12 protein-coding genes and 1 pseudogene are annotated in these 13,488 nt (G+C 51.7%); 1 reads left to right on the top strand and 12 read right to left on the bottom strand.

The window, feature by feature from the left end:
- From TX85_RS27760 to TX85_RS21130, 12 genes and pseudogenes are all read right to left on the bottom strand, one after another.
- Window positions 1-845, bottom strand: an 845-nt coding sequence (locus TX85_RS27760; RefSeq protein WP_044481850.1) for a cache domain-containing protein, incomplete at its 3' end; no start/stop codon positions are given.
- A gap of 105 nt (window positions 846-950) precedes the next feature.
- On the bottom strand, window positions 951-1,781 hold the full coding sequence (locus TX85_RS21080) for a carbohydrate ABC transporter permease (protein ID WP_044482151.1): 831 nt from the start codon (window positions 1,779-1,781) through the stop codon (window positions 951-953).
- Window positions 1,782-1,789: 8 nt separating this feature from the next.
- A complete protein-coding gene (locus TX85_RS21085) occupies window positions 1,790-2,758 on the bottom strand; it encodes a carbohydrate ABC transporter permease (protein WP_044481851.1) in 969 nt (322 codons plus the stop codon).
- 132 nt (window positions 2,759-2,890) lie between these two features.
- Window positions 2,891-3,268 (bottom strand): DMT family transporter, encoded by a 378-nt coding sequence (locus tag TX85_RS21090; protein WP_392391858.1) that lies wholly within the window; start codon window positions 3,266-3,268, stop codon window positions 2,891-2,893.
- Window positions 3,265-3,816 carry a TetR/AcrR family transcriptional regulator gene (locus TX85_RS21095; protein ID WP_044481853.1) on the bottom strand — a complete coding sequence of 184 codons (552 nt, stop codon included), beginning with the start codon at window positions 3,814-3,816 and terminating at the stop codon, window positions 3,265-3,267. Before TX85_RS21095 ends, TX85_RS21090 begins: the two co-directional genes overlap by 4 nt.
- Window positions 3,817-4,067: 251 nt before the next feature.
- Window positions 4,068-6,134 carry an alpha-glucuronidase family glycosyl hydrolase gene (locus tag TX85_RS21100; RefSeq protein ID WP_044481854.1) on the bottom strand — a complete coding sequence of 689 codons (2,067 nt, stop codon included), beginning with the start codon at window positions 6,132-6,134 and terminating at the stop codon, window positions 4,068-4,070.
- 18 nt (window positions 6,135-6,152) lie between these two features.
- Window positions 6,153-6,947: a Nif3-like dinuclear metal center hexameric protein gene (locus TX85_RS21105; RefSeq protein ID WP_044481855.1), complete on the bottom strand. Its 795-nt coding sequence runs from the start codon at window positions 6,945-6,947 to the stop codon at window positions 6,153-6,155.
- A gap of 81 nt (window positions 6,948-7,028) precedes the next feature.
- Window positions 7,029-8,345 carry an ABC transporter substrate-binding protein gene (locus TX85_RS21110; RefSeq protein ID WP_044481856.1) on the bottom strand — a complete coding sequence of 439 codons (1,317 nt, stop codon included), beginning with the start codon at window positions 8,343-8,345 and terminating at the stop codon, window positions 7,029-7,031.
- Between the two features lie 137 nt (window positions 8,346-8,482).
- A pseudogene (locus TX85_RS21115) lies at window positions 8,483-8,701 on the bottom strand (glutaminase); the annotation flags it as partial.
- Window positions 8,702-8,919: 218 nt separating this feature from the next.
- Complete coding sequence (locus TX85_RS21120) at window positions 8,920-10,134, bottom strand: ABC transporter permease (protein ID WP_044481858.1); 1,215 nt, start codon at window positions 10,132-10,134, stop codon at window positions 8,920-8,922.
- 3 nt (window positions 10,135-10,137) lie between these two features.
- Window positions 10,138-10,884 (bottom strand): ABC transporter ATP-binding protein, encoded by a 747-nt coding sequence (locus tag TX85_RS21125; RefSeq protein WP_044481859.1) that lies wholly within the window; start codon window positions 10,882-10,884, stop codon window positions 10,138-10,140.
- Between the two features lie 12 nt (window positions 10,885-10,896).
- Window positions 10,897-12,273, bottom strand: coding sequence for a DEAD/DEAH box helicase (locus tag TX85_RS21130; protein WP_044482153.1), 1,377 nt, complete (start codon window positions 12,271-12,273; stop codon window positions 10,897-10,899).
- 171 nt (window positions 12,274-12,444) lie between these two features.
- Here TX85_RS21130 and TX85_RS21135 point away from each other — a divergent pair, with 171 nt between their 5' ends.
- A complete protein-coding gene (locus TX85_RS21135) occupies window positions 12,445-13,368 on the top strand; it encodes a helix-turn-helix transcriptional regulator (protein WP_044481860.1) in 924 nt (307 codons plus the stop codon).
- Window positions 13,369-13,488 lie beyond the last annotated feature (120 nt).

Consider the following 13,488-nt stretch of genomic DNA (forward strand, 5'->3'; position numbering starts at 1 on the left):
GTGATTTGCTTCCACGAGGAAATCTCCACCAGCGTCCAGTTGGAATCCTGCAATTTGGAATACACGAGCAGCGAATCACCGATTTTGGCATTTCCCCGGATCCGGACATACCCCGATTCCTCGTCTTTGACATTGATCCATTCGGACAGCTCCGTATGGTCTAAAACTTGTCCGGCTCTGACCAATTCTCTGCCCTGGGAGTCCACCATAAGCCGGTTGGCATTGGAGGTATGGCCATCCAGTATCTTGACAATCTCTTTATACTTGATATGAATCACCAGTACCCCCAGGTACTTGTCATCGTACACGATTTTGCGGCCAAAGCTAAGCACCGGGACTTCTCCCTGGAAACTTTTAACGTCATGTTCAGTGGACCAGGCGAAATCATTGTTCACAAAAGCGCCGGCCCAAGGCTCTTGGTTTAGCTTGTTCAGGTCCCGGAACTGGATGTAATTGTCCTGTTCCCGCTGAAAAGGGTGTTCCATATATAAATCGATGCCTTGGATCAACGGAATCGAATAGGTCAGATTGGCCAATGCATTTACAACGTTGACGGAACGCCGATATGTGTCGTATTGGTCCCGCCGATCCTTAAGAAAAGAGATAATCTCATTATCGCGGGAGGTGGACAGCGAAATTTGTTCGATCATCGTAAGACGCGTCGCAATCTCGTTGTTTAACTCATCTAGCAGCCGCTGCTGATACAGCGAGCTGGTTTTAACTAGCTCGTTGGAGGAAATAATGTAGCTGGCCCACGCGATGCATGCGACCACGATCACGATGACTACGGCAAAGCTGCGAAAAAAAAGGGTGTCGACGCGGAATTTTTTAAATGGGCTGATCATCTCTCGGGTGCTCCTTTCCGGGACATAAGGAGAAAAAACGGCAAAGCCGCGAAACGAATCGTTTCGCCAAAGCTCTACCGTTATATTATTGGCGCCCCACCAGCCTTATCCCTTTATTCCGGTTGTGGCAATGCCTTCAACAAAATACTTTTGCAGAAACATGAATACGAAAGTGGCCGGCAAAATGGATACGAGCGACATCGCCAGAAGCTGGCCCCATTCCTGAGCGGACTGGGAATCGTTGATCATCCGCAGCGCCAGGCTGACCGTATATTTGTCAACCGAGTTGATATACAGCAAGTGGCCGAGGAAATCATCCCAGTTCCAAAGGAAGCAGAAGATCATGACGGTGACGATAGCCGGTTTGGTCAACGGCAGCATGATCCGCCAGAAAATGCCGAACCAGGAACAACCGTCGATTTTGGCCGATTCGTCCAGCTCCTTCGGAATCCCCCGGATGAACTGAATAAGCAGGAAGACGAAAAACGTACCGCCGGCGCCTGCCGCTACCAAGTGGGGAACAATAAACGGCAAATACGTATTGACCCAACCCAACTGGTGGAACAAAGAGTATTGCGGAATGATCAACACTTGTCCCGGCATCATCAAGGTTAACATGAAAATGGAGAACCAAAAGTTCTTCAGCGGAAAGTTCAGTCTGCCAAACCCGAAGGCTACCAGCGAGCTGGAGATCAAGGTGGCAGCCAACACGGCGATCTCCAGGCCGAAGGTATTAAGATAAAAATCCGTAAACGTGTGTCCGGGAACGGAATTCCAGCCTTTCACGAAGTTGCTCCATTGCGGAACCTTAGGGAAAATATTCGGTGAACCCAGCTCGGTATTGCTTTTAAGCGATGCGCCGATCCACCAAAGCACCGGGTAGACCATCACAAAGCTAAACAGAATCATGAAAATATGCCGGATGAACGGTTTCATTTTGATCATCATCTGCGTCTCTTTCTCCCTTCCGTCTCCGTTTCATAGAACACCCAGTATCTTGATGTTCCGGCGATGATCAGCGATGCGATCACAATGATGACCAGCATGATCCAGGCGAGCGCCGAGGAGTATCCGAGCTGATAACGGCTAAACGCACGTTCGTAAAGATAGAGGGCGTATACGTAGGTCGAGTTCATCGGGCCTCCGTTGGTGATGACAAACGCGGAGGTGAACATTTGGAACGCGTTGATCACGCCCATGATCAGATTGAAGTAAATAATCGGCGACAGCATCGGAAGCGTAATGCGGAAAAACTGAACAAATTGGTTCGCACCGTCTACGGAGGAAGCCTCGTACAAGTCGCTCGGAATTTGCTTTAGCCCCGCCAAGAAGATCACCATCGCGGAACCAAACTGCCAAACCGCAAGCAGAACGAGCGTACTCATCGCGGTATCCGGGCTGGTGATCCACCCCTTGCCTTCGAACCCAAAGGTGGCGATGATTTTGTTGAAAATTCCCTCTACGCCAAAGATGTTCCGCCACAGCATGGATACGGCGATACTTCCGCCGATCAGCGATGGAAAATAGATCGCTGTTCGGTATATGCCGATTCCACGAACGGCTTTGTTCAGCAGCATGGCGATCAACAAAGCCGCGATCAGCTTTAAAGGGACGGAGGCGATCACGTATTGGAACGTAGCGCGCAGAGATTCTTCAAATTTAGGATCCGAGGTAAAGATGTTGACATAGTTTTTGGTTCCTACCCGTTCGATCGGTCTGAGCAGGGTGTAGTTCGTAAACGAATAATACAGCGATAATAAAAGCGGATACGCCGTGAGCCCGATAAAGCCGATCAGCCAAGGCGAAATAAATAAATAGCCGGCAATGGGAGCATCCCATCTTTTCAAAGAAGAACGTCGTCTTTTCTTCACGATCCTCTCCTGATTTGCGGATACGGGTGCGGAACGACCCATATGCGATCACCTCTGTTGTTTGTCTGATAGCTTAAGTATAGACGGGTCTCCTAGGCGGTTAAATGAGGGTAATCCTCGATTTCTTTTAAAATATCACGAAAAATCCTAACGGACTCGGCGCCACCTTTTCGTTTATACTTTTCGGACAATAGCCGCTTCCTGTTTTGTTTCCTCGCTTGACGAACCGTGTCCGGGGCCGAGCAAATTCAGGATCACCACGCCGATGATAATCAAGCCGATTCCGATGATGCTGCCGGCATTGATCTTTTCTTTCCAGATGAGCACGGAGATGATGACCGTCAATACGGAACCGAGTCCGGACCAAATGGCGTACGCGGCGTTCAGGGGAATCGTTTTAAGCGACAATGACAAAAAATAAAAGGAGCATACGAAGGCGGCGATACTAATTAAAGAAGGCGTTAACTTGGTAAATCCTTGGGAAGCTTTCAGCATCGAAGTCCCGATCAGCTCGCTGGCAATAGATATCAACAGTAACAAATAAGCCATTATTTTCTCTCCTCAATCTCATTTAAAATGTAGCGGATTACCTTTTGTTTTAACGCTTGATCCGGCGGGGCAAAACCGAACATTTCGGCAAACCATAGACCGTCGGCGGCCAGCCTGAACAACGACGAAACCACGGGATCCAATCCGTCATTTTCGATGTTTTTTTGAAGATCACGGTATTCGTCCTGCATTTCCCGTAACAGATGCGGATTGGTGAAAAGCGCGGTGGAAAGCGCGATCGTCATGTCGTTTTCGTTTTGCACCGAATCATAAGTGGTCTCTATGTAAGCTTTAATCCACGTTCCTTTTTCGCTCGGGTCCTTGTCCGCTCTGGTCCTGAGGCTACCGACGAAGTCATCGGAATATTGCTTTACCATGCCCGAAATCAATTCTTCCTTGTTCGGAAAATGATAAAGCAGGCCGCCTTTGCTGACCCCGGCCTCTTGAGCAACGGCATCCAGGGTTAGACGCTCAACGCCGCTTACTCTCGCCACTTTTGCGGCAGCCTGTAAAATCATGTTTCGCTTGGACGCTTTTTTGGAACCTTCCATGAAATCACCTCCGAGTTTAGTATACCGTCTGGACGGTTTTGTTTTCAATTTTTATTTTATCTGCTTGCTCCTTCGGCGGCTGAACCCGTGTTCCCCACGTTGGAAAAATCCAATCTAACCAACAGCGGACGTCACCATTCTGAAATTCTATTGGATAATTCCAACGCAAAAAGAGGAATGGTTACCCATTCCTCTGAAATAAGTCCGCAAATGAAATTCATGAGACCGCCGGCGGCAATCCGTCATCCCGATTAATAAATCCGTCTGCCCCGTTCGTCGGGGATGCCGCTTTTGCGGAAGAAATACGTGTTGATCTGGTCCCGCCATTCTTTGGCGTGTTCCGCTTGCTCCGCCAGCCGGACCGCGACCTGCTTGTGCAGCGATTCGGGGATCAGGCCGGCCAGGCTGCCCCAGGATTCTACCAACCGGGCGGCGCGCTCCGCGCCTTCGAAATGCGTGTCGTAGATGTGCTGGATGACCGTTATCCCGGAATGAAGGACATGGGTGTACGGGACATGATGGAAAAACAGCAACAGTTCATCCGGGCAGCTATCCAAAGATTCATACAGCCTGAAATTGGGCTCGGCGTATTGGGCCGTGTATCCCGTTCCCGTCGCTTTGGTCCGGTCCACACCGATCCCGCGGCAATCGGCAAAATGGTACGTCCCCCACATCGAATACTCATAACCGTCGACGTTAGGCCCGTAATGATGATTGGGATTGACCATAAACCCGATGCCAAGCGGTGCCGTATAGGATTCGTAAATACTTAGAGAATCGAGCAAAATGCCGCGGATCGTCCGGACCACCCGCTCGTCGTCCCCGAACGTCAGGCGAATCCACTCCTCCGCGATTTCCTCCGCGGTCAGTTCCGGATTCCAGGCGAGCCGGCCGTACCCGTACAGATTGGCCTGAGCCAGCAAATGCCCGGTCCAGTTAGCATCGTTCCCGATGTTGGAAACGGCAGCGAAGCCACTGTACCGGCTCCTATGCACCGAACCGTCGACGATGCGTTTGATTAGAGTGCCCTCCCCCTGCAAATACGTATCGAATTCCAGCACTTCCTTCCATTGCGGCACCAGATAACACACATGCCGCTGCTGTCCGGTATACTCCTGGGTAATCTGAAACTCGATCATCTGGTTCGTGGCAGGCATTGCGCCGAGAAGCGGCGACACAGGCTCCCGCACCTGAAAATCGATCGGCCCGTTTTTCACCTGCAGGATGACGTTATCATGGAAGCGGCCGTCCAGCGGGACAAAGTGATCGTATGCCGCTCTGGCCCGGTCCGTCTTCCGGTCGCGCCAATCCTGCTTGCAGTTGTATACGAAGCAGCGCCAGATCACGACGCCGCCGTGCGGGTCGAGCGCTTCGGCCAGCATATTGGCGCCGTCCGCGTGGTCGCGGCCGTAGGTGAACGGCCCAGGCCGGTTCTCCGAATCGGCCTTGACGAGAAAACCGCCGAAATCGGGGATATATCGGTATATGTCCGCTGCCCGCTCACGCCACCACCGTCGAACCTCCGGGTCCAGCGGGTCGGCCGTAAGCAAACCGCCGATCTCCAGCGGCGCCGCGTAATTGATACTGAGGAACAACTTGATCCCGTAATTGCGGAAAATCCCGGCAAGCCCGGCCACCTCCGGCAAATACGCCTCCGTGATCAGCATTGTTTCCAGGCGATGCACATTTACATTGTTGATCGATAGGGCATTCATCCCGGTAGATGCCAGAAGCCTGGCATAATCGTGAATTCGCTGCAAATCGGAGGTGATTTTGCCGTCCGCGTAAAAAATCGAGTTCCCGGCATAACCGCGTTCGATCGACCCGTCGATATTGTCCCATTGGTTGATCATCCGGAGTTGGTTGACCGGATTTTCCACGATATGAATAGCGTCGATGGGGCTGCCAATACCAATCAGTCTCAGCAGATGGAAAACGCCGTACAGCACGCCTGCGGAAGAAACCGCGCCAATGGCGATACGTCCGGCGGACGGATCGCTTTGGATCGCGAAGCCTTCCGCCCCGATGCCTGCGCGCGTTTCTTCGTCAATGAATTCCTGAAGCAGCGTGTTGCCGCCGATGGTTCCAATCACAATGCCTGAACCGCCATCCCAGATATGTGAAATTTCGGGCGTTTGCCCGAACATCCCTTCCAGTCCGCGGATGAGTTCGGCCACGGCGGAAGCGATGATTTCATCCTGCTCCGCAACGACAATGCGGCGATAATCAGCATACTGTTCAAGTCTTTTGCCTGCTAACCGGTTATACCCAAGCCAGGCCTGATAGCCCGTGTTTTTTGCGAAAAATGTATGGCTCATGCGTCCACTACGCTCCTGTCAAATAATTTGGAAAAGCGGGTTTTCAGCAACAAAATAAACGGGAAGACCGGGGTATCGCGTCCTGAGCACACCCGCCAAATAATTCATGCCGGGCTCCTCGCTTTGCGCGTGGCCCAAGACGATGATGGCCTTGCGTTTTCCTTGCTGCACGGCATCTCTTACATATTCGGGCGTTTCCCACTCCGGTCCTTCGCCCAATATCATCAAATCCAAGTTTTCCTGCTCAAAAAGCGGAATCGCCATAAGGCCGCCGCCCCTGTATCCCGCGAGCAGGCCAATTCGCGAACATATCATGGACAGGTCGCCAACGACGCGTACATACGGAACGCCAAGCTTGCTCTTGAGGTGGCCGGCAATTTCACGGACGCTCGCCTCCGGAATTTGGATGATGGCCGATGCCGGATGATATTCCGCAAGGTGCTTCTGCCAGTCCAACTGCTCGATAAGACCGGCCATGATACCGTCGGGCTGATAACGATGCCAATAATCATGGAACCTGAAAATCGCCATTCCGGTTTCCTCGATCAGCTTTCGTTTCTCCACGGCTACAGGATCATTTCTAATGGCTTCTCTATTATTATGATGGCTGAAAAATATTCCCTCGTGGCTGATTAGCAGATTTGCCCCTGCCTTTGCAGCCTGACGAATAACGTCAGATGAGGCCACAAACGCCGTGGCGATCCCCTTGACTTCCGCCGACGGGTCTCCGAATTCAAGCACATCCACCGTTGTTTCGAGCTGCCCCACGGGCCTGATGAGTTCTTGAATAACATCCTCGATTCGAAGCAGCATGGTTTCTCCCCCCTCTCCCTCTTTAATGAATAGTAGAATACCCGGAACATTGTTCCGGGCTTTTTCTCACGACCCCTTGATTTAGTTTTCGTAAGATGCTGAAGCTTCCTTCAATTGATCAAAAGCTTGTTCCGGAGTAATTTTGCCGAAACTGAGTTGGTCATGGACATAAGGGAAGTCTTTATCGATAAAGTTCGTCCAACCGCCAGCGCCTGCCGTCCAGATTTGCGCGTCAGGTGCGGAAGCGTTATACATGTCCAGACCGCCTTTATCCGTTTCGCTCATGCTGGATTCCAGAGTTTTCGCGCTGTCGCTATTTGCCGGGATACCGCGCAGAGTGCCCAGAGTCTTAGCTGCTTCCGGATCATTAACGAACCAGTTCACAAATTCGATTGCTTCTTTTTGATTTTTGGAGTCATTGGTAACCGCCAAATACATGGAGGGCTTCACCCATCCTCCCGCTTGCTCCGCACGAGGCATCGTCACAAGGGAGTAGGCGCCTTTTTTCAAGCTATCCCAAGAAGTGAGCCCATTGGAGAAGCTGTAACGGAATAAAATTTTGCCCGATACCATCAGATCCATTTGCGGATCAAGCTCCTTGTCCGCCGTGTTTACGTCTGCCGGAGGTACCAGTCCTTCCTTCCGGAGCTTGTCAAAGTGATTCGCCCAGTCGATGAAGGTATCACGGTCGATGTTGAAATGGCCATCGTCCGTAGTGACCGGGCCCTTGCCTTTAGCATATTGATAGGCAGAATACACGAAGTAGTTGGCGGCATAATCTTTAACGAAGTACTGCCCTTCCGGCAGTTTGGATTTGGACGATTCGGCTAACGCAAAGAAATCGTCCCATGTCCAGCCGTTGGCCGGAGTTTGAATGCCCAGTTTGTCGAGGGCGGCTTTATCGTAAATCATGCCGAACGCAACCGATCCAAGCGGTACAGCGTATTGTTGGCCGTCAAGCGAGCCGCCCGCGAGCAGCTTCGGATCGAATTTGGATACATCCACATCGGTCAATGGAGCCAATTGATTCCGGCTCATCCAGTCCGGCATCCAGCCCGGATCCAATTGAACGATATCCGGAGCATTTTTAGCCGCCGCTTGCGTGGAGAGCTTATCCAGATAACCGTCCATACCGGAATACTCCGGTTCAAAAGTGATGTTAGGATGATTTTTCGTGTACAAATCAAGTGCGGCTAATGTAGCCTGATGCCGATCCTGTGATCCCCACCACATAATCCGAAGCTTAACTTGCTTGTTGCTCGTGTTCGCCGCCGCGTTTCCGGAATTTCCCGCTTGTGAATTATCGGCAGAATTTCCTCCCCCGCCGCCGCAGGCGGCCAACGAACCTACCAGTGAAGCTGTTACCGCCACTTTAAGTAAACGCTTCCAACCAAACATTGTGAAACCTCCTTTTGAATAGCAAAAATCTGTTTTCATCTCCTATAGTACCGATTCGAAGAGGAGGTTTATATAAGAGCAATGCACGATTTGTTATAAAATTCCTCGAAAAATGATCAAAATGCTTATGACTAAACTCACTCTCTGAAAAGGCTCCAGTCAAATTCCCGCGACAAACGCTCGATCAAATCAACCCCTGCCACTCCGATGGCGAACTCGCCCGCCCCGTTGTACATTCCGCACGTAACCATGAACGTTTTGGCGATTTGTACGTAAGGCCGTGGGATCAACTCCTTGCCTGTGATCGGGTTCGTGCCATCCGCAGTCAGCACCAGGGCCATACGCGTCAAATCAGCGAAATGTACGGGTCTTCGTGAAGTCGAAGTGATCCACCGCATGGAACGCCTTGGAAATAACGATTGAAAACTACAGTTATTACGACCCTAACCCGGGATTCGTACGAACTGCTACAAACAAGCCTGTAGCGGACTTGCACCGCCTAGTTATCGCCCATGCCGGGCGCACCATGAAAAAACCGCCGGAGTGGTTATTGCTCCGGCGGTTTTTTTGCTGTTCAATCCTCTTCTTCCTCGCGCCATTTGCGATTCCAGTTGCTTCTCATAGCGTATACCAGGATAAGACCGGCCGCCAACGATCCTCCGAGATATATCAACGGACCGTCTCCCTGCGGCAATAGCGGGAGCCACATCATCACAGCAGCTCCTGCCAGGGTCCGGCTTCCCAGGCTAACAGCCTCCCTTTTTCTCGCTCCGGACGGAAGCGGGTAATACAGTGCTGCCGAGGAGTCCCTGTGAGCATGGCGGAGCACACTCAGTTGGGCTCCGATCAGGAAGACAAAGAACAGATAGAGCCCCAGCCCCAACCATGTTCTGCCGCACCAGCCGACCAGGATGGCACCGAGAATCGTAAGTCTCGCTCCGATTCCCAGCAGCTCGCCGCGAACTAATGTTTTCGTCAGCAGGTAGCGGTATGCCCCTTCTCTGGACCAGGAAATCCGCTTGCCGATCCAGTCCAGCCAGCGCCGCGGCGATACCCCTTGTCCTTCGGCAGGGACGTCTACAAACCATCCCAGCACCAGCATATTTTTAGCCGCACTCGCCTTCTCCGCAGCAATCAGATTCTCCCAAGGAACCCGATGCTTCATGGGGAATCGCAAAGCCAGCACATAATTCACCATAACCAAAATCAGAAATAACAGACTTTTCCAGGCAGGCTGCCAGATCCAGGCTGCCAGCAGCAACAGGAGCACGGACCACCGCAGCAGGCGGAAGCCTGTCCTTGCGCGATGGGATGCAATTTTCAACTCCTGCCAGGCACCATAGGCTCCCGCCAGCTTAAGTAAAAGAAGTACGATTAGCCAGAACCAGAACGGATGCCGGATACCGTCGCTTCGTTGATACAGAGGCCATAGCACTAGAAGAATAAAATAAGTGCCTAGCAGCTTATACAGGATCCCGTTCCAAAAGGCCGGCCTGAAAAACTTGGACATCGAAGCTTCCTGAGGCAATAAAAAGACGGAATCCGCCGGATGAATGTAAGTCCGGAATCCCGAGTAAATCACCGCAGGTCCCAGCAATAGAAGTATAATCCAGCCGATAGGCAAGCCTTCCGGAATATGCTGAAGAAAACGGGTATACCAGGCCGAAAATGCGATCATCAAAATCAGCAGCAAGACCGCTACTCCACTCTGAAACACATAAGGCAAGTAAGGAAGAATCTTGCTCCAATGCAGCGCTTTGCGCCGTTTGCGCAGTTCCACAAGATCCATGTCTTAATCTCCGCCTTTGACCAGATTATAGAAGATGTCCTCCAGCGTTGCTCCCGGCATCCCCGCGGCCTGAGCAATCTCCTCCAGCATGCCCTGGGCGATGACGCTTCCTTGGTGCAGAACCACAAACCGGTCACAGTAGTTCTCAATGGTGGACAAAATATGGGAACTTAGCAGGATAGAAGCTCCGCTCCGCTTCAGATCCATCATGAAATCCAGCAAGGAACGAATGCCTAGCGGATCCAGACCAAGAAACGGTTCATCGATGACATACAGGGAAGGTCTGGCGATAAATGCACACATAATCATGACCTTCTGCTTCATGCCCTTCGATAGGTGAAGAGACAAGCTGTCCGCCTTCTCCTCCATGCGAAAGAGCTTCAGCAAGGCTGCCGCACGCTCTTCATATACCTCTGATGCAACATTATACGCTCGTGCCGCAAATTCCATATGCTCCCGAACGGTCAGTTCATCGTAAAGAAGCGGTGATTCCGGTACAAACGCCAAAGCAGCCTGATATGCTTCGGGGTCCTCGTCCCGGGTATGACCGAGCAGGCTAACCCCTCCTTGATGCGGGGTCATGAGACCAAGAATATGCTTCATTGTCGTGCTTTTTCCCGCTCCGTTCAATCCAATCAGACCGACCATTTCGCCCGGGCTGACCTGAAACTCGATGTTGTGCAGGACCGGCCGGCCCAGACTGTAGCCTCCGGTTAACCGCTCAATTTGCAGGACAGGCGTGTCATTCATTTCATTTCCCCCTTACTTTCGGGTCTCGGACTGTTTTTCCTTCAACCACTTCGGCGCCCCTTTATTCTTGCGATCCTCCTTCGAGGATGGTTTACGCACATTCGGAGCCGGTTTGATCTCCTTAGCCTGATCCTGTCGTGCCTTAGCCTTGGCAGGCGGATGTTGCTTCAGTTCACTTGAAGACTTTCGCTGCTCAGCCTGCAAAATTGAACCTGCTGAAGTCTTGCGATGACCAGTTGACCCAGCTCTTTCCGTCTCCACACCCGCTTCGATGACCCTTCCGCCAAAAAGGCGTTGCTCGGATATCTCAATGCTCAGCTCCCGGGCAAATTTCCGAATAATAAAGCGTTCCTTCGGGTTAATGATGGATACCGCAAGACCGTGGCGCCCCATCCGTCCTGTCCGGCCAGCACGGTGCACATAGTGCTCCGAATCGATCGGAGGATCCAGATTAACAACCAATGACAGCTCTTCAATATCCAACCCGCGGGCGGCAATGTCCGTGGCAACCAGCACCTGGATTTTGCCTTCTCTAAATTTGCGCAAGGTATGGCTGCGAACGGATTTGTCAGCATCTCCATATAAAGCCCCTGCACGGAAGCCCAGGAAATTCAGCTTGCCCTCCACCTCGGCGATATCCTGCGTATTATTAATAAATACAATAGATCTTGCAGGATTATAATGGCGCAATATCCGCCGCAGATTATCCATCTTGTCGCGCTGCTCGCATTCGAAAAAGACATGCTCCAGCGATTGCGAGGTGCGCTGCTCCGGCGTAATTCCCACCCACTGCGGATCCTTCATCTCACGCGCAGCGAGTGCGCGAATCTCCGGATTTAATGTCGCTGACAAGAACATCAACTGGCGGTCTCGCAGAGTTCCACGCAAAATTTGCTCCAAATCGGCGGTGCCGCCAAGCTGGAACATTTGATCCACCTCGTCTACAACCACCGTCCGTACCGTGTGCAGCTTCAGCTTACGCAGTGCCAGCACTTCCCGAATCCGGCCCGGTGTGCCGACAACGAGCTGCGGATGCAGACGGAGCCTCTCTAGCTGCCGCTTGATGGCGGCCCCGCCGATCAGTGCCTGCGCGGATATTCCTAGTGATTCTCCGTATTTTTCCGCTTCCCGAACGATCTGCATGGCCAGCTCCTGCGTTGGAGCAAGCACCAGCGCCTGCAGCGTCTTATCCTCGGGCTCGATTCTTTGCAGCAGCGGAAGCAAATAAGCCAGCGTCTTCCCTGTACCTGTCTGCGATTCGGCCAGGATATCCTTGCCCTCCAGCGCAGCCGGAATACACTCTGCCTGAACGGCAGTCGGCTCCAGAATTCCATAATCGGCAAGCTTTGCCGCAAGAGCCTCAGACACGCCAAGGCCCGTAAAAGTCATACTTTTCAAAGTGATTTCATCCTTTACAAGGTTCATTATTTCCATTATATGCGAAAATGCAGGCTTGACCAAATACAACGCTGTCTTGATCCAAATATGACATATGCTTGTCATGTTACTGTGGTACACTTAAGTACAAATTGATCCTTATACGAAGGGGTTCAGGTTCCCATGCAAATTGCCAGACTCTTTGAAATCGTATATCTCCTCCTGGATAAAAAGAGCACCACCGCAAAAGAACTGGCGGAGCATTTTGAGGTGTCTACGCGAACAATCCTCCGCGATATAGAGGCACTCACTACAGCCGGTATTCCTATTTATACTTCAAGGGGCAAAGGCGGCGGCATTTCTATTCTCGAACATTTCGTTCTGAATAAAACCTTGATCTCCGAGGAAGAGCAGAACCAGATTCTATTTGGGCTTAAAAGCATGGCCGCAGTGAATACGATCGACACAGCCGATACGCTCACAAGGCTTCAATTGCTCTTCAAAAAGAGCCGAACCGATTGGATTGAAATTGACTTTTCCAATTGGGGAAGCCCCGCTTCGGAGAAGGAAAAGTTTGCTCGCATCAAACAAGCCGTAATATCGCGGCAAATCTTGGAATTTGATTATCTCAACTCCTACGGGCAGCGGACGCACAGGCAGGTGGAGCCGCTGAGAGTGGTATTCAAGGGGCATTCCTGGTACTTGCAAGCCTTCTGCAGACAAAAGCAGGATTACCGCATCTACAAAATTTCCCGCATCCGAAATCTGAAGATGTGCGACATAAGCTTTGACCGAAACCTGCCGGACAATCTCGGATTTGACGTGGACCGGCTGAATCCCGAGCATACCGTTACCCTCAAGCTCAGATTTGCACCGGAAATCGCCTTTCGAGTATACGACATGTACGACGACAGCGGTATTGAAGCCCATGAGGACGGGTCCATTACCGCAACGGCCACTTACCCTTATGACGATTGGGTAATTAGCCATATTCTGTCCTTCGGAAGTGCTGTTGAGGTCATCGAGCCTGATCATCTTCGCCGGGAGGTCGCTGACCGTGCAAGACGGATTGCCGAAAAGTATCAAAATCATCCTCCAGTAGTATGACACGCCATTGTCATATTAGGTCTGTTATGATGGGGCCGGCAGAGGCGCTCAGGTATTCATGTAACGTGCTACTGCGCATCATTGCACCTTCAGCGGGGTAGATGCATGGACAACTACCCA

This window comes from Paenibacillus antibioticophila (assembly GCF_000455265.1).
Taxonomy (GTDB): Bacteria; Bacillota; Bacilli; order Paenibacillales; family Paenibacillaceae; genus Fontibacillus; species Fontibacillus antibioticophila.

Bases quoted from the DNA above. Each gene is read 5' to 3' on its own strand.
- TX85_RS21080 (WP_044482151.1), bottom strand. From the start codon at position 1,781: ATGAAACCGTTCATCCGGCATATTTTCATGATTCTGTTTAGCTTTGTG.
- TX85_RS21085 (WP_044481851.1), bottom strand. From the start codon at position 2,758: ATGGGTCGTTCCGCACCCGTATCCGCAAATCAGGAGAGGATCGTGAAG.
- TX85_RS21095 (WP_044481853.1), bottom strand. From the start codon at position 3,816: ATGGAAGGTTCCAAAAAAGCGTCCAAGCGAAACATGATTTTACAGGCT.
- TX85_RS21100 (WP_044481854.1), bottom strand. From the start codon at position 6,134: ATGAGCCATACATTTTTCGCAAAAAACACGGGCTATCAGGCCTGGCTT.
- TX85_RS21105 (WP_044481855.1), bottom strand. From the start codon at position 6,947: ATGCTGCTTCGAATCGAGGATGTTATTCAAGAACTCATCAGGCCCGTG.
- TX85_RS21110 (WP_044481856.1), bottom strand. From the start codon at position 8,345: ATGTTTGGTTGGAAGCGTTTACTTAAAGTGGCGGTAACAGCTTCACTG.
- TX85_RS21120 (WP_044481858.1), bottom strand. From the start codon at position 10,134: ATGGATCTTGTGGAACTGCGCAAACGGCGCAAAGCGCTGCATTGGAGC.
- TX85_RS21125 (WP_044481859.1), bottom strand. From the start codon at position 10,884: ATGAATGACACGCCTGTCCTGCAAATTGAGCGGTTAACCGGAGGCTAC.
- TX85_RS21130 (WP_044482153.1), bottom strand. From the start codon at position 12,273: ATGACTTTTACGGGCCTTGGCGTGTCTGAGGCTCTTGCGGCAAAGCTT.
- TX85_RS21135 (WP_044481860.1), top strand. From the start codon at position 12,445: ATGCAAATTGCCAGACTCTTTGAAATCGTATATCTCCTCCTGGATAAA.